This is a genomic window from Streptomyces sp. NPDC019937 (assembly GCF_040631655.1).
Lineage (GTDB): Bacteria > Actinomycetota > Actinomycetes > Streptomycetales > Streptomycetaceae > Streptomyces.
The window spans coordinates 17,583-35,297 of sequence record NZ_JBEYAL010000027.1 but is presented as its reverse complement, the minus strand read 5'-3'; the positions used below and the strand labels follow the sequence as shown (position 1 = coordinate 35,297).

Genomic DNA, 17,715 nt, shown 5'->3' with positions numbered 1-17,715 from the left:
AGCGTACGGAGCCCCCGGACCGGCCGCACACCGCCAAAGTGTCCGGGTTCGGCCCGGTGACCCGGCAGTGTGTCGGGGACGCGGTGCGCCCGCGGGACCTCGTATGCGCGGGGCGCGCATACGGAACCGATAACGGATCGCCCGCGTCGTCCACTTCGCTCTCAGCCGCCCTTATTCTCTCCTGGGGGCTGATCAGGGGGATCAGGGAAGGGACGTTCGTCAGCATGGAAGACCTGGGGGCGGAAGACCCACGCTGGATCGGCGAGTACCGACTGCTCAGGCGGCTGGGCGCGGGCGGCATGGGCCGGGTGTTCCTGGCGTACTCGGCGCGGGGCCGTACGGTCGCGGTGAAGCTCGTACAGACCGAACTCGCGCAGCAAGCGGAATTCCGGCGGCGGTTCACCCAGGAAGTGCGGGCGGCCCAGCGGGTGGGCGGCGAATGGACGGCCCCCGTGCTCGACGCCGACACCGAGGCCGCCACCCCGTGGGTCGCCACCGGGTACATCGCCGGGCCCTCGCTGCACTCCATCGTCGCCGAGTCCGGTCCCCTGCCCGAGCGGACCGTGCGCATCCTCGGCAACGGCCTCACCCGCGCCCTGCGGTCCATCCACGGCGCCGGTCTCGTCCACCGGGACCTCAAGCCCTCCAACGTCCTCATCACCATCGACGGCCCGCGCGTCATCGACTTCGGCATCGCCCGCGCCCTGGAGACCGTCACCGACGGCATCCTCACGCGCAGCGGCGCCGTCGTCGGCTCACCGGGCTTCATGTCGCCCGAGCAGGTGCGCGGCGAACGCGTCACCCCCGCCAGCGACGTCTTCTGCCTCGGCTCGGTGCTCGCCTTCGCCGCCACCGGCCGCCAGCCCTTCGGCACCGCCGACAGCGGTGTGCACGCGGTGATGTACCGCATCGCCCAGGAGGAGCCCGATCTGACCGGGCTGCCGGAGGGGCTGCGCGAGCTGGTCACCGACTGCCTGCGCAAGACCCCGGAGGAACGCCCCGGCCTGGACGCGCTGCTGGACCGCACCGCCGGTCCCAAGGGCGAGGCGGGCGCGGACGCCGAACCCTGGCTGCCGGGCGGCCTCGTCGCCCAACTCGGCCGCCACGCGGTGCAGCTGCTCGACGTGGAGACGCCCGCGTCCCCGGTACCGCCCGCCGTGCCCGCCCCGCCGCCGCTCCCGCCGACGGCGGGCGCCGTCCCGCCGCCGCCACCGGGTCCGCCGTCGGCCACGTCGTACCCCCTGGCCCCGCCCCCGCCCAGCACCCCGCCCCCGGCGGCCGCCCCGCCGCGGCCCCCGTCCGCCCCGCCGCGGACGGCGGAGCCGCGGGAGGAGGCGCCTGACGCCCCGGCTTCGGGTCCCGGCCGGGATGCGGCCCCGGCCGCGGGGCCGCCGCAGGGCGGGCGGCAGGGACCGGGGTCGCCGCAGGGAGAGCCGCAGGGCGCGGGCCCGTACGCCGCCGGAGGCCCGGCCGCAGGCCCGCAGGGAGAGCCGCGGGCCGCCGCCGGACAGCACGCCGCGGGGCCGCAGGCCGCCGGGTCGCCGCAGGCCACCGCGCCGCACGGCGCCGCCGGGTCGCCGCAGGCCACCGCGCCGCACGGCGCCGCCGGGGCGCCGCAGGCCACGCCGCCGCACGGCGTCGCCGCCACCCCGCCGCACGGCGGGCCGCAGGGCCCCGGGCCGTACGGGGCCGGGTCGCCGCAGGGCGCGCCGCAGGCGTTCGGGCCGCCCGAGGTCACGTCGTTCGGGCCGCCTACGACGCCCGGCGGACCCGGCGGCCCCAGTGGCCCCGGGGCGCCGGAGCCCCGGCAGCGGGGGCGGCGTAAGACGGTCGTCGTCGCGTCGGCCGCGCTGGCCACGTTGCTCATCGCCGGGGCGGCGGCCGTCGCCGTGGTGAAGTCCAACGACGACAAGGGCGAGCAGGCCACCGACTACGACAAGGCGACCCACACCGCGCCCGCCGCGGGCCCCGCGAAGTCGAAGGCGCCCGGCGGGGGTTCGGGGTCGCCGGGGCCGTCGTCCACCGAGCTGGGCTCGGCCGGGGACGTGCCGCGGAGCTATCTGGGCGCCTGGGAGGGCGAGATCAAGCAGGACGGCGACGCCACCGGCAAGATCCGCCGGATCGTCCTCTCCCAGGGCGCGGTCGGCTCGTCGGTGGCGGACACGATGATGTCCGAGCCGGACAAGTTCTGCCGGAGTTCGGCGACCCTCAAGTCGGCGGACAGCCTGCTGGTGATCGAGGACGAGGACGTGTCGCTCAGCGTCCCGGACGAGGCGTGCGGCGCCGTCGGGGAGCAGACCCTGCGGCTGGGGGACGACGGCTCGCTCGCGTGGAACACCACCGACGGCTCCGCGGAGGCGACGCTGCGCCCCTCGAAGACCGGGGACGCGCCCGTACCGGCCGTCTACGAGGGCACGTGGCTGGCCAAGGACGCGTTCGGGGAGAAGGGCGCCACCCGGAAACTGACCATCGGTCAGGGCGCCATCGGCACCGCGGTGGCCGAGCAGATCGGCGACAGCAGCAAGTACCACTGCGAGGGCAAGCGGATGCTGGCCTCGGTCGGGAAGGGCCTGGTGCTGAGCCCCATCAAGATCACGAAGGCCACGCCGGAGGATCTGTGCGAGCCGGGAACCTCGCTCACTTTCACGGCGTCTGGAAAGGACAAGCTGCGCGTCGTGTATGAAGATCCCGACAGCTTCAGCGATGAGACGATGACCCAGACCTTCACCCGTCTGAACTGATCGGCCGATCGGCGTACGGGGACCATCGGCACACGGACAGGAGCCACACCGCGATGGAAAACCTCGGGGCCCAGGACCCGCGGTGGATCGGCGAGTACCAACTGCTCGGCAGGCTCGGCGAGGGCGGAATGGGCAAGGTGTACCTCGCCCGTTCGTCCCGTGGCCGTACCGTCGCCGTGAAGCTGGTGCAGGCCGAACTCGCCCGGCAAGCGGACTTCCGGGGCCGCTTCAAGCGTGAGGTGGAGGCGGCGAGACGGGTGGGCGGCCAGTGGACCGCGCCCGTGCTCGACGCCGACACCGAGGCCGCCGTGCCCTGGGTGGCCACGGGGTACATCGGCGGACCGTCCCTCCACGAGGTGGTGGCCGAGGACTTCGGGGCGCTGCCCGAGCAGTCGGTGCGGGTCCTGGCGCACGGCCTGTCGCTGGCGCTGCGCGACATCCACGGCGCGGGGCTGGTCCATCGCGATCTCAAGCCGTCCAACATCCTGATCACGATCGACGGCCCGCGGGTCATCGACTTCGGCATCGCCCGCGCCCTGGACGCGGTGGGCGGCGGGAACAGCAATCTGACGGTGACGGGCGCGGTCGTCGGGTCGCCGGGGTTCATGTCGCCGGAGCAGGTGCGCGGCGAGACGGTGACCGTGGCGAGCGATGTGTTCTGCCTGGGGTCGGTGCTCGCGTTCGCGGCCACCGGGCGGCAGCCGTTCGGCCGGGTGGACAGCGGCATACACGCCCTGATGTACCGAATAGCCCAGGAGGAACCCGACCTGGACGGGCTGCCCGAGGGGCTGCTGGGCCTGGTGAGCGCCTGTCTGAGCAAGGACCCCACGCAGCGCCCTTCGGTGCCGGACCTCATCGCGTACACCGAGGCGGCCGCGCCCGATCCCGCCGAGCCGTGGCTGCCGGGCGGGCTGCTGGCCCGGCTCGGCCGGGACGCGCTGCAGCTGCTGGAGGCCGAGAACCCGTACCAGCAGGCGACGGCCCCGGCGCCCACCCCGCAGCAGAGCGCGTACGCCACTCCCCAGACCCCTTCCGCGTACGCCACGCCCCAGACGCCTTCCGCCTACGCCACTCCGAGCCGCCCGGCGGCGTCCGGGTACCCGATGGGCGGGGCCGCGGGACCGCTGGGGCAGCAGCCGGGCGGGCCGTGGGCGCAGCAGGGCGGCGGCTACCAGCCCCCGGCCGTCCCGCCGGAGCAGGGCGGGAAGGTGCGCTCGGTGCGTGCGCTGGGGAACACCCTGGTGGGCGTGTTCAGCCTGTGGGTGCTGCTGACGATCAGCGATCTGTATCTGCGGATGTCGCAGTTCGGCGCGCTCCGCGACCTGGCCGACGACGAGGGATCCGCCGCCGCGGTCGGCCGCAGGTCGGCGGCGATCAGCTCGCTGGACGGCGCGCTGGGCATGTGTGTGGTCGCGCTCGTCGTGCTGTGGCTGGTGTGGTTCCGGCGTACGTACATCAACGCCACGGTGCTGTCCCCCGGCCGGCTGCGGTTCGGCAGTGGCTACGCCGTCGGGGCGTGGTTCATCCCGGTCGCGATGCTGTGGATCCCCAAGCAGATCGCGAACGACATCTGGACCGGCAGCACTCCCCCGGGCCCCGGACGGGTCTCCCGCGCGGCGCTGCACTGGTGGTGGATGTTCTTCGTGCTGATGTGCTTCTCCGCCCCGTCCGCCGGTCTGCTGGAGGTCATCGTCGAGGGCGACAACGAGGACCGGCGGATCGGGGTCGCGGGTCACATCGCGGACGACGTCGTCTCGCTGCTGGCCGCGGCGCTGGCCGTCGTCGTGGTGGTGAAGCTGACCGGGATGCAGGAGAGGCGGCGGGCGGCGCGGCGGCAGCAGCACCAGCCGGTGCCCGCCGGGGTCTTCGGCCCGCCCGTGGTCTGATCCGCGTGATACGACGACGGCCCGCACAGGGGGTGCGGGCCGCGGCCGTAGCCCTCGACGGCGGGCTCAGAGGAACGAGTTGATCTGGATGGTCTCGTCGCGGCCCGGACCGACGCCGATCGCCGAGATGGGCGCGCCGGACATGTCCTCCAGCGCCTGCACATACTTCTGCGCGTTCTTGGGCAGGTCGTCGAAGGTCTTGGCCTGGGTGATGTCCTCCGACCAGCCCGGCAGCGTCTCGTAGATCGGCTTGGCGTGGTGGAAGTCGGTCTGGCTGTACGGCAGTTCCTCGACCCGCTTGCCGTCGATCTCGTACGCCACGCACACCGGGATCCGCTCCCAGCCGGTGAGCACGTCGAGCTTGGTGAGGAAGAAGTCGGTGAGCCCGTTGACCCGGGTCGCGTAGCGCGCGATGACCGCGTCGAACCAGCCGCAGCGCCGGTCGCGGCCGGTGGTGACACCGCGCTCGCCGCCGATGGTGCGCAGCTTCTCGCCGTCCTCGTCCAGCAGCTCGGTCGGGAAGGGGCCCGCGCCGACGCGCGTGGTGTAGGCCTTGAGGATCCCGATCACCCGGTTGATCTTCGTCGGCCCGACGCCGGTACCGGTGCAGGCACCGCCCGCGGTCGGGTTGGAGGAGGTGACGAAGGGGTACGTGCCGTGGTCGACGTCGAGCAGGGTGCCCTGGCCGCCCTCGAAGAGCACGACCTGGCCCTGGTCGACGGCGTTGTTGAGGATCAGGGTGGTGTCGGCGACGTAGCCGCCGAGCTGGTCGGCGTACCCCAGCAGCTCCTCGACCACCTGGTCCACGGCGATGGCGCGGCGGTTGTAGAGCTTGGCGAGCACCTGGTTCTTGAAGTCGAGCGCGGCCTCGACCTTCTGCCGCAGGATCGACTCGTCGAAGATGTCCTGGACCCGGATGCCGACGCGGTTGATCTTGTCGGCGTAGGACGGGCCGATGCCGCGGCCGGTGGTGCCGATCTTCCGCTTCCCGAGGAAGCGTTCCGTCACCTTGTCGATGGTGGTGTGATACGGCGTGATCAGGTGGGCGTTACCACTGATCAGCAGCTTGGACGTGTCGACGCCGCGCTCGTTCAGCCCGCTCAGCTCGGAGAGCAGGACCGCGGGGTCGATGACGACGCCGTTGCCGATGACGGGGGTACATCCGGGCGAGAGGATGCCGGACGGGAGCAGGTGGAGGGCGTACTTCTGGTCGCCGACCACCACCGTGTGGCCCGCGTTGTTGCCGCCCTGGTAGCGGACCACGTAGTCAACCGAACCACCGAGCAGGTCGGTGGCCTTTCCCTTGCCCTCGTCACCCCACTGAGCACCGAGCAGCACAAGTGCGGGCACAGGCGTACACCCCTTCCGGGCGGGGCATGTCCAACGTGCGTGGTGGCGTGCGTCACCACAAGAGCCGTCGAACCGGTGCCCCGGATAGACGAAGCCCCTGGCGCAACAGCGACAGGGGCTCTTGCACCGAGAGATTACCTGAGGAAGGACCGAGGTGTCGGCTCCAGACCCCTGGCACTCTCCGCCGGACACCGTCCGGGGGCGCCGCCTGCTCATGGTCATCGACCCCACCGCCCGGCGAACGGACGGGGAGTCGGTGCGCATCGCGAAAGATGTGCTGTGTGCGGGCGCGCAGACGAAAATCTGCCTGCCGGACGGCCCCGAGGAAGTCGAGCGGGCGCTGGCCCGGCGCGGCGGCCGGCGGCCGGTGGTGGTGGGCGACGACCGGGCCCTGCTACGGGTCGTGGAGATGCTGCACCGGCAGCGCGAGCTGGCGGACGCGGCGCTGTCGGTCGTGCCCGTCGGCGGGACGGCCGCGGTCGCCCTCGCCCACGCCCTCGGCGTGCCGACGGACGCGGTCGCGGCGGCGCGCACGGTGCTCGACGGCGCCGCCAGCCCGCGTGACCTGCTGGTGGACGAGAGCGGCGGGGTGGTCCTCGGCGGCTTGCGCATCCCCGGCGACGGCGCGGCCGGTACGGCGCCACCGGGCCCGGCCGGGCCGTACGGACCGTCCGGCGCCCCCGGTACGGGGCCGGGCGGCGCGGACGGCGGCGTGAGCGGTGGCGGCGCGGGCGGCGGGGCGGGGGGCTGCGACTGCGGCTGCGATCCGTACGCCGAGGACCCGGGCGCTACCGGGCCGGGCGGCGGGTCCGGGCCCGGCGGCGAGGCCGGTCCGGGGCGTACGGGCGGCTGCGCGGCGGGCGGCCACCACCCCTGGTGGACCCCGGCGGCGCGCACCGCGCGGACGGCGCTGACCCTGCTGTCGCTGCCGGTCATCGGGCTCGGCGCGGGCGGCCGGGGGCGCCGGGCGCAGCCGCCGCCGCAGCGGCTGCGGGTCGAGGCGGACGGGGTGCTGCTGACCGATCTGGACCGGCGGGTCGAGGGGGTCTCGGTGTCGACGGCCGAGCCGGGCGGCGGGCTGGCCGAGGTGGTGGTCCATCCGCACGCGGGCGACGGCGCCGGGGGGCCGGTGCGGGCGCGGGCCCGCGCCGTGACCGTCTCCGGCCAGGACTTCCGCTACCACTCGGACGCGCTGGTGCGCGGCCCGGTGCGCAGCCGGACCTGGACGGTGCTCGCCGGGGCGTGGCACCTGACCCTGCCGCACCACCGGTGACCGGCCGGTGGGCCAGGGTGATCGTTACTGCTTCCCGGCCCCGCCGCGGGCCGCCTGGTGGGCGCGCCAGCGGTCCAGCATCGTGCGCAGTTCGCTCTGCATGAACTCGAAGAATTCGGCGGTCTCGGACACCCGCTGCCCGGCCGGGGTGTCCGGGCCGAGGATCTTCGCCCCGTCCCGCATGGTGGACTCCCACCGCACGAGCAGCTGGTCGCGGCGGGACAGCGACTCGTACCAGGTCGCGCTGTAGAGCCGGTAGCGCTCGCGCCGGGAGCCCGGTTCCCGCTCCCGCGCGACCAGATCGACCTGGGCGAGGTAGCGGATCGCGCCGGAGACGGCGGCCGGGCTGATCTGAAGCTGCTCGGCGAGTTCGGCGGAGGTGAGCGCGCCGGCGTCGGAGACGAGCAGCGCGGCGAAGACGCGGGCGCCCATCCGCTGCATCCCGGCCTCGACGAGGTCGGCCGCGAACCGCTCGACGAACCGGGACACCGCCTCGCCGTCCCGTGCGTCCTGCGCTTGGTCGTGTGCTTGGTCGTGCGCGCGGCCCGATTCGATCATCTCGCTCACCGGCTCATCATCTCCTCTCCTCGTCATATCATCATAAGTTTATACAGTTCCTTAACTTCACAAATTTGTGAAAGTAGCGTACCTTCGCCACCATGACGACGGCAATCTCCGTGTCCGGCCTGCACAAGTCCTTCGGCCGGACCCATGCGTTGGACGGCCTCGACCTCGAAGTCGAGGCGGGCGAGGTCCATGGCTTCCTCGGGCCCAACGGCGCCGGGAAGTCCACCAGCATCCGGGTCCTGCTCGGACTGCTGCGCGCCGACTCCGGTGCTGTCCAGCTCCTCGGCAAGGACCCCTGGCACGATGCGGTCGACCTCCACCAGCACATCGCGTACGTCCCCGGAGACGTCACCCTGTGGCGCAGCCTGAGCGGTGGCGAGGTCATCGACCTGTACGGGCGGCTCCGCGGCGGTCTTGACCAGACCCGGCGCAAGCGGCTGCTGGAGCGGTTCGAGCTGGACCCGACCAAGAAGGGCCACACCTACTCCAAGGGCAACCGCCAGAAGGTCGCGCTGGTCGCCGCCTTCGCCTCCGAGGTCGAGCTGCTGATCCTCGACGAGCCGACCTCCGGGCTCGACCCGCTGATGGAGGAGATCTTCCGCGAGTGCGTGGCCGAGGAGCGCGACCGCGGGCGCACCGTGCTGCTCTCCAGCCACATCCTCAGCGAGGTCGAGGCGCTGTGCGACCGGGTCAGCATCATCCGCAAGGGCAGGCGGGTCGAGTCCGGCTCGCTCGCCGAGCTGCGCCATCTGACGCGTACGTCGGTGACCGCGGAGCTGGCCGCCCCGCCCAGCGGGCTGTCCGGGCTGCCCGGCGTCCACGGCCTCGACGTCCAGGACCGGCGGGTCAGCCTCCAGGTCGACTCCGACAACCTGGACGCCGTGCTGCGCCGGCTCACCGAGGCGGGGGTGCGCAGCCTCACCTCCACCCCGCCCACCCTGGAAGAGCTGTTCCTCCGTCACTACCAGGACGACATCACCCGCACCGGCGCCGGGACCGGCACCGGCGCCGGCACGGAAGAGGCGATCGCCCGATGACCGCCGTAGCCGACGCGCGGGTCACCGGCCGGGCCCGCGGCTCGTCCCGCGATCTGACCGGCACAGGCACCCTGCTGCGGCTCGCGCTGCGCCGTGACCGGATCATGATGCCGGTGTGGGTGCTGTGCCTCGGGCTGACCGCCTCCAGCACCGTCAGCCGCCTCGACAGCGCCTACGACACCCCCGCCCGACGCGCCCGGCTCGTCCAGGACATGAACGGCAACGGGGCGACCCGCGCGCTGTTCGGCACCGCCTTCGGCGACTCGCTCGGCGCGCTCACCGTCTGGCGGGTGGGCGCCTTCCTCGCGGTGTTCGCCGCGATCATGAGCCTGCTCATCGTCATCCGGCACACCCGCGAGGAGGAGGAGACCGGCCGCCAGGAGGCGCTGTCCTCGTGCGTCGTCGGCCGCCGCGCCGGTCTCACCGCGGCCCTGCTCACCGTGGCCATCGCCAACGCCGCCGTCACCCTGCTCATCGCGGGCGGCCTCGCGGGCCAGGGCGGCAGCGGGGCGGTCGCCCTGGGGCTGGCCGTCGGCCTGTCCGGGATGGCCTTCGGCGGTCTGGCCGCCGTCGCCGCCCAGCTCACCGAGAGCGCGCGGCTCGCCCGGGGGCTCTCCTCGGCCGCCGTCGGCGTGGCGTTCGTGCTGCGCATGGCGGGCGACGCCGCCGAGGACGGCTCCAAGGGCTCCGGTCATCTGCTGGTCTGGCTCTCGCCGCTGGGCTGGGCCGAGTACGCCCGGCCGTTCGCGGCCGAGCGCTGGTGGCCCCTGCTGCTGATCGCGGTGCTGGCCGCCGCGTCCATCTCCCTCGCGTACACCCTCGCGGGCCGCCGCGACGTCGGCGCCAGCTTCTACGCGACCCGCCCCGGACCACCCGCCGCGGGCCCGTTCCTGCGCGGCGTCTTCGGCCTGGCCTGGCGCCTCCAGCGCGGCGCCCTGGCCGGCTGGGCCGCCGGGTTCGTCTTCGCCGGCGCCCTCTTCGGCGCCATCTCGGACGGCGCCGACGGCTTCCTCGGCGACAGCGACCAGACCCGCGAGATCATCGAGCGCATGGGGGGCGCCCAGGGCCTCAACGACGCCTTCCTGGCCGCCATGGTCGGCGTCCTCGGCACCATCCTCACCGTCTACACCGCCGGTTCCGTGCTGCGGCTGCGCAGCGAGGAGACCGACCAGCGGGCCGAACCGCTGCTGTCCAACGCCGTCAGCCGGGTCCGCTGGGCCGCCAGCCACCTGGTCATCGCCTACCTCGGCCCGGTCGCCGTGCTCGCCGTCGGCGGTCTCGCGCTGGGCCTGGGCTACGGGCTGGCGGCGGGCGACGTGGGCGGCTCGCTGCCGCGCGTCCTGGGCGCCGCCCTCTCCCAGACCCCGGCGGTGTGGCTGATCACCAGCCTGACGGTCCTGATCGTCGGGGCGCTGCCGACGTACTCGGCCGCCTCCTGGGGCCTGGTCGGCTGGGTCGCCGCCCTCGGCTGGATGGGCCCGGCCCTCAAGGTGCCGCAGTCCATCATGAACACCTCGCCGTTCAGCCATCTGCCGAAGCTGCCCGGTGAGCACGTCACCGCGGCGCCGTATCTGTGGATGGTGCTGCTCTCGGCCGTCCTGACCGCCGGAGGACTGGTGGCCCTGCGCCGCCGCGACATCGGCGGCTGACCGCACCGCTCTCGGCGCCGGGCCCGCACTCCCCCTGTGGCGGTCCCGGCGCCGGGTCATGTGCGGCTGCGGCCACCGGACCTCAGAGGTCAGACCTCCACCAGCAGCTCCGTCAGCCCGCGGATCACATACCCCGGCTGCCACTCCGGCTCCCGCACCAGCCGCAGCCCCGGCGCGGCGCGCAGCAGCGCGCCGAAGGACGCGGCGAGTTCGATGCGGGCCAGCGGGGCGCCCAGGCAGTAGTGGATCCCGGCGCCGAAGCTGAGGTGGGGGTTGTCGGCGCGGGCGAGGTCGAGGGTGTCGGGCCGCTCGAAGCGGGCCGGGTCGCGGTTGGCCGAGCCGAAGAGCAGGGCGACCTCGCTGCCGCGCGGGATGAGGGTGTCGCCGACCCGGATGTCCTCCAGGACCCAGCGCTCGAACAGCTGCAGCGGGGTGTCGTAGCGCAGCAGCTCGTCCACAGCGGTGGACAACAGCGCGTCCGGGGCGGCCCGCAGCCGGGCCAGCTGGTCGGGGTGGCGGAAGAGCGTCCACCAGCCGTTGCCGGTGGTGTTGACGGTGGCCTCGTGGCCCGCGTTCAGCAGCAGCACACACGTGGAGACCATCTCCTGCTCGGAGAGCCGGTCCCCCTCGTCGTGCGCGGCGATCAGCGCGCTGATCAGGTCCTCACCCGAAGCCTTGCGGCGGGCGGCGATCAGCCCGCGCAGATACTCCGAGAACTCCTCCGAGGCCCGCACCGCGCGGCGCGCCGTCTCCTCGCCCGGGTTCAGCTCGAACATCCCGCAGATATCCGCCGACCAGGGGCGCAGCGCCGGGCGGTCGGCGGGCGGAATGCCCAGCATCTCGGCGATGACCTCGACGGGCAGCGGTTCGGCGACCGCCGTGATGAGATCGCCGCCGCCGGACGCCACGAACGAGTCCACCAGCCCGGACGCCAGCCGCCGGATCGTCGGCACCAGCTCCTGGACCGTGCGCGGCGTGAACGCCTTGGAGACCAGCCGCCGCAGCCGGGTGTGGTCCGGCGCCTCCAGGTCCAGCATGCCGTTGCCGTTGAGGGTGTGGAACGGCTCGTGCTCGGGCGGCGGGGCGGTGCGGCCGAACTCCTCGTGGGTGAAGCGGTGCAGATACGTACGGCCCAGCCGCCGGTCGGTCAGCAGGGCGCGCACGTCCTCGAAGTGCGGGATCAGCCACTGGCGGGAGGGCGCGAACCAGTGCGCCCGGCCCTGCTCGCGCAGGCTCGCGTAGGCCGGGTAGGGGTCGGCGACGAACGACGGGTGCCACGGGTCGAAGGCAGGGGCTGCGCTGCTCATTACCGGACCGTATCGCCGGACCGGCCCGTCCTGAAGAGGGCTTTGGTCCGTTGCCGCCGAGGGTCGGCCGCCGGGGGTCGGCCGCCGGGGGTCAGCCGCCGGGGGTCACGATCCGGGCTTCGTACGCGAAGACGGCGGCCTGGGTGCGGTCCCGCAGCCCGAGCTTCACCAGGATCCGGCTCACATGGGTCTTCACCGTCGACTCGGCCACCACCAGCTGCCCCGCGATCTCCGCGTTGGACCGGCCCTGCGCCACCAGCACCAGCACCTCGTTCTCCCGCTCGGTCAGCTCCTCCAGCCGCTCCCGCGGCCCCGGCCGCGGCCCGCCGGGCAGGGCGTCGAGCCCGCCGCCCTGCGAGAACGTCGCGATGAGCCGCTTGGTGACGGTCGGCGCCAGCAGCGCCTCCCCCGCCGCCACCACCCGCACCGCCTCGCCGAGCTGCCGGGCCGAGGCGTCCTTCAGCAGAAAGCCGCTCGCCCCGGCGCGGAGCGCCTGGTAGACGTACTCGTCGAGGTCGAAGGTGGTCAGCACCAGGACCTTGGCGTCGGCGTCCGCCGCCACGATCTCCCGCGTGGCCTCCAGCCCGTTCAGCACCGGCATCCGGATGTCCATCAGGACCACATCCGGGCGCAGCGCCGTGACCTGGGCGATCGCCTCGCGCCCGTCGACCGCCTCGCCGACGACCTCGATGTCCGGCTGGGCGCCCAGCAGCACGGAGAAGCCCTCGCGGACCATCATCTGGTCGTCGACGATCAGCACGCGGATGGCGGGGGCGGGTGCGGGCACGGTGTCGTGCGTCATCCGCCCTGCTCCGTCTGGGCGGCCTTCTCCAGAGGGACCGTCTCCAGAGGGACCGTCTCCAGAGGGACCGTGTCCGCCGCCGGCGCCTCCGGGACCGGGATGAAGACGGTGACCTCGTAGCCGCCGTCCTCCTCCCGCTCCCCGGCCCGTATCTCCCCGTCCAGCATCGTGACCCGCTCCCGCATCCCGAGCAGCCCGTGGCCCATGCCCGGCGAGGGCGACACCGCCTTGGTGGGCGGCCCGTTGACGACGCGCAGCCCGAGGCCGCCGAGCACGTACGACACCTCGACCCGCGCGGCCGACCCGGGGGCGTGGCGCAGCGCGTTGCTCAGCGCCTCCTGCACGATGCGGTACGCGGACAGCTCCACGCCCTGCGGCAGCGGGCGCACCGCGCCCGTCGTGACGTGCTCGACCGCCAGGCCCGCCGCCCTGACGCCCAGGAAGAGGCTGTCGAGCGCGGCCAGCGTGGGCTGGGGCGCCTCGGGGCCGGTGTCGGGGTAGCCGTCGGAGGCGTCCGCCCGCACCACCCCGAGGACGCGGCGCAGCTCGGTGAGGGCGATCACCGCGTTCTCCCGGATGGTCGCGAAGCTCCTGGTCAGCTCCTCGGGCGGGTTCTCCACCCGGTACGGGGCCGCCTCCGCCTGAATGGCGATGACGGACATGTGGTGCGCGACGACGTCGTGCAGCTCCCGCGCGATGGTGGCGCGCTCCTCCAGGGTGGTGCGGCGGGACCGTTCCTCGACGGTCGCCGACTCCTGCACCGCTATCGCCCGCTTGCTCTCGCGCAGGGTGCGCACGGTGACGACGGCGCAGAGCACCAGCCCGGAGACGAGCACCATCCGGAAGGCGTCCGAGCCGTACATGTCGTCGTCGTAGTGCTCGACCACACCCCCGAGGAGGGCCGTGATCAGCCATATCTCGAAGGCCGCCCGGGGGCGCGACCGGGCCGCGACCACCACCATCACCAGGATGTGCGAGGTGAACATCGGAATGGGCCACGGCCAGCCCATCCCCAGCTCCAGAGGCAGCAGCCCCATTCCCGTCACGACGCTCGCCCCGAACGACAGCCACCAGGCGCCGACCGGCCGGAACAGCGTCAGAAGCAGCGGCACCCCGCTCAGCAGGGCCAGCACCGGGCCCACCTCATCGGGCACGATGAAGACCGACTGGGCCATGACGTAGAACGCGCAGGCCGTGAGCGCGGCATGCGGCAGCCAGGCCACGTAGTGCCGGGCCCGCTCCGGGGCCCGGCGCATCAGCGGATGCCCCGGACTCAGCGGCGGCAGGGGGCGGATGGCGAACGCGTCCTGGAACAGGTCCTGCCGCAGGCCGGTCAGCGCACTGCGGGCGATGCGGAGTTCGGTCCGCGGAATCGTCTGGGTCACGCCTCACACCGTAGGGAGCGGGCGGTCCCGCCGTCGTCCCCACCGATGGTGATTGTCCGGCGTCCCTCTCAAGTACTACGCGTGCTACGCGGTGAGCCGGGCGATCTCGCCGGTGACCGTGCGGGCGGCGGCGGTGGCCGGGTCGATCAGCGGGAAGTGCCCGACGGCGGCGATGCGCACCACCCGCGGCGGCTGCCCGGCGACCGCCCCGGCCGCCGCGAAGGAATCCGCGACCTGCGGCGGGACGTCGACGTCGGTGCCGCCCTGCACGAGGACCGTGGGCACGCCGGTCGGCAGCAGCGCGGCGGGGTCGGCGAGCGGCAGCCGCGCGGCGAGCCGGTCACCGAGCAGTTCGTCGACGGCGTCCGAGCACACCCGCAGCGCGCGGGCGGCGCTGAGATCCGCGATCGGGGCGAGCGCGACGACGCCGCGGAGCGGGGGCGGCGCGGCCAGATGCCACCGGGCGTGCGGCGGCAGGCGGTGCCGGGCCGCCGCCCACAACGCGGCGTGTCCGCCAGCGGAGTGCCCCGCGAGCACGACCCGATCGACGTCGGCCACCCCGCCGAGCCCCGATTCGCGCACCAGCCGCGGCGCCCGGTCGACGACGGCGGCGATGTCGTCGAACGTCTCCGGCCATCGCCCCGCCCGGTGCCCTGGTGAGTGCTCACCGCCGGGCTCGGCGGCGCCCCGGCGGTATTCGGGCAGGGCCACCGCGAAGCCGCCCTCCGCCAGGTGGGCGGCGAACGGGGAGAGGTGGTGGCGGTCGTAGGGGGCGCGCCAGGCGCCGCCGTGGAAGAGGACGACCAGCGGGGCGGGGCCCGACGGGTCGCGGGGCAGGTGGAAGTCCACCACCTGGTCCGGGTGTTCGCCGTACGCGGCCGTCGCGTCCGGCGCCACCGGGGCGTGGCCGAACAGGGACGCCTCCTCGGCGGCCGCGTCGGGGCGCATCGGTCAGCCCACCTCGCCCAGGACGTCGGCCAGCACCCGCGCCGCCCGCTCCACCTCGGCGAAGCCGGTGTACAGCGGGGTGAAACCGAAGCGCAGCACGTCGGGGCGGCGGAAGTCGCCGACGACGCCGCGCCGCACCAGTTCGGCCATCACCGGGCCCGCGTCCGCGCAGCGCAGCGCGACCTGGCTGCCGCGTTCCGCGTGGGCGGCCGGGGTGACGGACTCTACGCGGCCTGCCGGTACGTACCGCTGGACGCAGCGCAGGAAGAAGTCCGTCAGGGCCAGGCTCTTGGCTCGTACGGCCTCTACGGGGACGTCGTCCCACACCTCCAGCGCGGCCTCCAGCGCGAGCATGGAGAGGATGTCGGGGGTGCCGACGCGGCCGCGGGCCGCGCCGTCGGCGGGGGTGTAGCCGGGGTCCATGCCGAAGGGGTCGGCGTGGGAGTTCCAGCCGGGGAGCGGGGAGTCGAAGCGCGGCTGGTGCTCCCGCGCCACGTACAGATAGGCGGGCGAACCGGGCCCCCCGTTGAGGTACTTGTACGTGCAGCCGACCGCCAGGTCGACCCCGTGCGCGTCGAGCCCCACCGGGAGCGCGCCCGCGCTGTGGCACAGGTCCCACACGGCGAGGGCCCCGGCCGCGTGCACGGCGGCCGTCGTGCCGGGCAGGTCGTGGAGGCGGCCGGTCCGGTAGTCGACGTGGTTGACGAGCGCGACGGCGGTGCGCGCCCCGACCGCGTTCGGTACGTCGCCCGCCGCCACCGGCCGCACGGTGCAGCCGGTCATGCGGGCGGCGGATTCGGCGATGTAGCCGTCGGTCGGGAAGGTGGCCTCGTCCACCACGATCTGGTCGCGGTGGGCGCCGCGCTCCTGGGCGATGCGTACCGCGGCCACGACCGCCTTGAAGACGTTCACGCTGGTCGAGTCGCCGACCACCACCTGGCCGGGGGCGGCGCCGACGATCCGCCCGACCCGGTCGCCGATCCGCTCGGGGGCGGTCCACCAGCCGCTCTCCTCCCAGGAGCGGATGCGCAGCCGTCCCCATTCGCGGGCCACGACATCGGCCAGCCGGCCGGGGACGGCGCGGGGCAGCGCGCCGAGCGAATTGCCGTCGAGATAGACGACGTCGTCGAGGGCGAAGGCGTCGCGCCGGTCGCGGAGTTCATCGGCCGCGTCGAGCGCTGCGGCCTCGCCGGTGAGTTCCGTGGGGTCCGTGGGGAGCGTCGCGTCAGACATGGCTGCGCGCCGTCCACAGCTCGGGGAAGACGTTCTTCGTGGCCCGCTTCTCCAGCCAGGCGACCCCGGCGGAGCCGCCGGTCCCGGTCTTGGCGCCCATCGCCCGACGGGTGGCCACCAGATGGTCGTTGCGCCAGCGCCACACCAGCTCGGCGACCTCGGTCAGCGCCTCGCCGAGCCGGGTCAGCTCGTCCTCGCGCGGGCCGGAGTAGATCTCCTGCCACACCCGCTCCACCCCGGGGTCCGGTTCGTACCGGCGGGTGGGGTCGCGGTCCAGTACGGCGGCGGGGATGGCGTGGCCACGGCGGGCCAGGAAGCGCAGCACCTCGTCGTACAGGCTGGGCTCGGTCAGCGCCTTCTCCAGCTCCGCGTGCTCGCGCGGCGCGCCCCGGTGCGGGACCAGCATGGACGCCGACTTCTCGCCGAGCAGGAACTCCAGCCGCCGGTACATCGCGGACTGGAACCCGGAGCCGTCGCCGAGCGCGGAGCGGTACGCGTTGAACTGGCCGGGCGTGAGGTGGGCGAGGGGCTTCCAGGACGCGTTCAGGGACTCCAGCTCGTAGGTCGAGCGGCGCAGGGCCTCCAGCGCGGTCGGCAGGTCGTCCTCGCGCAGCGCCTGCGCGGCGGTGTGCCACTCGTGGACGATGACGGTGAACCACAGCTCCATGACCTGGGTGGTGACCAGGAAGACCATCTCGCCGGGGTCGTCGGAGAGCGGGTGCTGGAGGTGGGTGAGGACGGACGCCCGGACGTAGTCCTCGTACGGGGTCGTGCCCTGGAAGTCCAGATGGGGAGCCTCGGGCTCGCCGTCGGACGTGATGGCGTCCTCGCGGACGGCTTCATCGGGGGCGGATTTCGGGGCAGGCTGCTGCGACATCGCATCTCCTGTGTACTGCTCGCCACCGGGTAGCGGTCCGCCCCATCCCTTCGGTCTCGGAGCCCCGGTCCCCTCAGGGACCACCTGTGTGGTCCCTGCCCGCATCATGCGTCCCTCGCGCGCCGCTCGCAAGTGCGTGCGGCACGTTCCCGGCGACGCGAGACGGGCCCGCCGGCGCGCATCGCACCGGCGGGCCCGTCTCGGGATCAGCCCCGGAAGAGGTCAGGACAGCGTGTCCGCCGCGGTCGGGGAGCTGTCGCGCAGGAACGTCGAGCAGCGCTCGTACTCCTCCTGCTCACCGATGGACTGCGCGGCACGGGCGAGCGCGTGCAGGGCGCGCAGGAAGCCCCGGTTGGGCTCGTGCTCGAAGGGCACGGGACCGTGGCCCTTCCAGCCGCTGCGCCGCAGCGAGTCCAGTCCGCGGTGGTAGCCGGTGCGGGCGTACGCGTACGACTCGACCACCCGGCCGTTCTCGAACGCCTCGTCCGCGAGCTGGGCCCAGGCGAGCGAGGAGGCCGGGTACTTCGCGGCGACCTCGGCGGGAGCCGCGCCGGACGCGAGCAGTTCCCGGGGCTCGGGGTCGTCGGGCAGATGGGTCGGGGGCGGTCCCCCGAGCAGGTTCTCGTGAATGGCCATGGGTTCCAGTCTGCCGGACCACCT

Annotated in this window: 14 protein-coding genes; 5 read left to right on the top strand and 9 right to left on the bottom strand. The window is 73.9% G+C overall.

What is annotated here, in order from left to right; translation table 11 throughout:
* Nucleotides 1–224 precede the first annotated feature (224 nt).
* Together ABZ562_RS25790 and ABZ562_RS25785 are read left to right on the top strand one after the other, a co-directional pair.
* Nucleotides 225–2,741 (top strand): protein kinase, encoded by a 2,517-nt coding sequence (locus tag ABZ562_RS25790; protein ID WP_361483981.1) that lies wholly within the window; start codon nt 225–227, stop codon nt 2,739–2,741.
* 53 nt (nt 2,742–2,794) lie between these two features.
* Entirely contained in the window at nt 2,795–4,627 is a 1,833-nt protein-coding gene (locus ABZ562_RS25785) for a DUF4328 domain-containing protein (RefSeq protein ID WP_361483979.1), read from the top strand.
* Nucleotides 4,628–4,693: 66 nt separating this feature from the next.
* On the opposite strand, the gene ABZ562_RS25780 is transcribed toward ABZ562_RS25785, so the two are convergent.
* The gene (locus ABZ562_RS25780; protein WP_361483977.1) at nt 4,694–5,977 is read right to left on the bottom strand and encodes an adenylosuccinate synthase; all 1,284 of its coding nucleotides are present in this window, start codon (nt 5,975–5,977) and stop codon (nt 4,694–4,696) included.
* Between the two features lie 214 nt (nt 5,978–6,191).
* On the opposite strand from ABZ562_RS25780, the gene ABZ562_RS25775 reads away from it, so the two are divergent.
* Complete coding sequence (locus ABZ562_RS25775; RefSeq protein WP_361484126.1) at nt 6,192–7,250, top strand: hypothetical protein; 1,059 nt, start codon at nt 6,192–6,194, stop codon at nt 7,248–7,250.
* A gap of 24 nt (nt 7,251–7,274) precedes the next feature.
* On the opposite strand, the gene ABZ562_RS25770 is transcribed toward ABZ562_RS25775, so the two are convergent.
* Complete coding sequence (locus ABZ562_RS25770; protein ID WP_361484124.1) at nt 7,275–7,808, bottom strand: MarR family transcriptional regulator; 534 nt, start codon at nt 7,806–7,808, stop codon at nt 7,275–7,277.
* A 101-nt stretch (nt 7,809–7,909) separates the two neighbouring features.
* Between ABZ562_RS25770 and ABZ562_RS25765 the strand changes: the two genes are divergently transcribed.
* Both ABZ562_RS25765 and ABZ562_RS25760 read left to right on the top strand, forming a co-directional pair.
* Nucleotides 7,910–8,854 (top strand): ABC transporter ATP-binding protein, encoded by a 945-nt coding sequence (locus ABZ562_RS25765; protein ID WP_361483975.1) that lies wholly within the window; start codon nt 7,910–7,912, stop codon nt 8,852–8,854.
* A complete protein-coding gene (locus ABZ562_RS25760; RefSeq protein WP_361483973.1) occupies nt 8,851–10,503 on the top strand; it encodes an ABC transporter permease in 1,653 nt (550 codons plus the stop codon). Before ABZ562_RS25765 ends, ABZ562_RS25760 begins: the two co-directional genes overlap by 4 nt.
* Nucleotides 10,504–10,592: 89 nt before the next feature.
* Here the strand turns inward: ABZ562_RS25760 and ABZ562_RS25755 are convergent, their stop codons facing one another.
* The 7 genes from ABZ562_RS25755 to ABZ562_RS25725 form a co-directional block, all read right to left on the bottom strand.
* Nucleotides 10,593–11,810 (bottom strand): cytochrome P450, encoded by a 1,218-nt coding sequence (locus ABZ562_RS25755; RefSeq protein WP_361483972.1) that lies wholly within the window; start codon nt 11,808–11,810, stop codon nt 10,593–10,595.
* Between the two features lie 91 nt (nt 11,811–11,901).
* Entirely contained in the window at nt 11,902–12,612 is a 711-nt protein-coding gene (locus tag ABZ562_RS25750) for a response regulator transcription factor (RefSeq protein WP_361483970.1), read from the bottom strand.
* The gene (locus ABZ562_RS25745) at nt 12,609–13,997 is read right to left on the bottom strand and encodes a histidine kinase (protein ID WP_361483968.1); all 1,389 of its coding nucleotides are present in this window, start codon (nt 13,995–13,997) and stop codon (nt 12,609–12,611) included. The genes ABZ562_RS25750 and ABZ562_RS25745 overlap by 4 nt, the downstream gene beginning before the upstream one ends.
* Nucleotides 13,998–14,081: 84 nt before the next feature.
* Nucleotides 14,082–14,945 (bottom strand): alpha/beta hydrolase, encoded by an 864-nt coding sequence (locus ABZ562_RS25740; RefSeq protein WP_361483966.1) that lies wholly within the window; start codon nt 14,943–14,945, stop codon nt 14,082–14,084.
* Between the two features lie 3 nt (nt 14,946–14,948).
* Nucleotides 14,949–16,178: a kynureninase gene (gene kynU, locus ABZ562_RS25735; protein WP_361483964.1), complete on the bottom strand. Its 1,230-nt coding sequence runs from the start codon at nt 16,176–16,178 to the stop codon at nt 14,949–14,951.
* On the bottom strand, nt 16,171–17,055 hold the full coding sequence (locus ABZ562_RS25730) for a tryptophan 2,3-dioxygenase family protein (protein ID WP_361483962.1): 885 nt from the start codon (nt 17,053–17,055) through the stop codon (nt 16,171–16,173). The genes kynU and ABZ562_RS25730 overlap by 8 nt, the downstream gene beginning before the upstream one ends.
* Nucleotides 17,056–17,277: 222 nt before the next feature.
* A complete protein-coding gene (locus tag ABZ562_RS25725) occupies nt 17,278–17,691 on the bottom strand; it encodes a DUF3151 domain-containing protein (RefSeq protein ID WP_361483960.1) in 414 nt (137 codons plus the stop codon).
* Between the last annotated feature and the right edge of the window lie 24 nt (nt 17,692–17,715).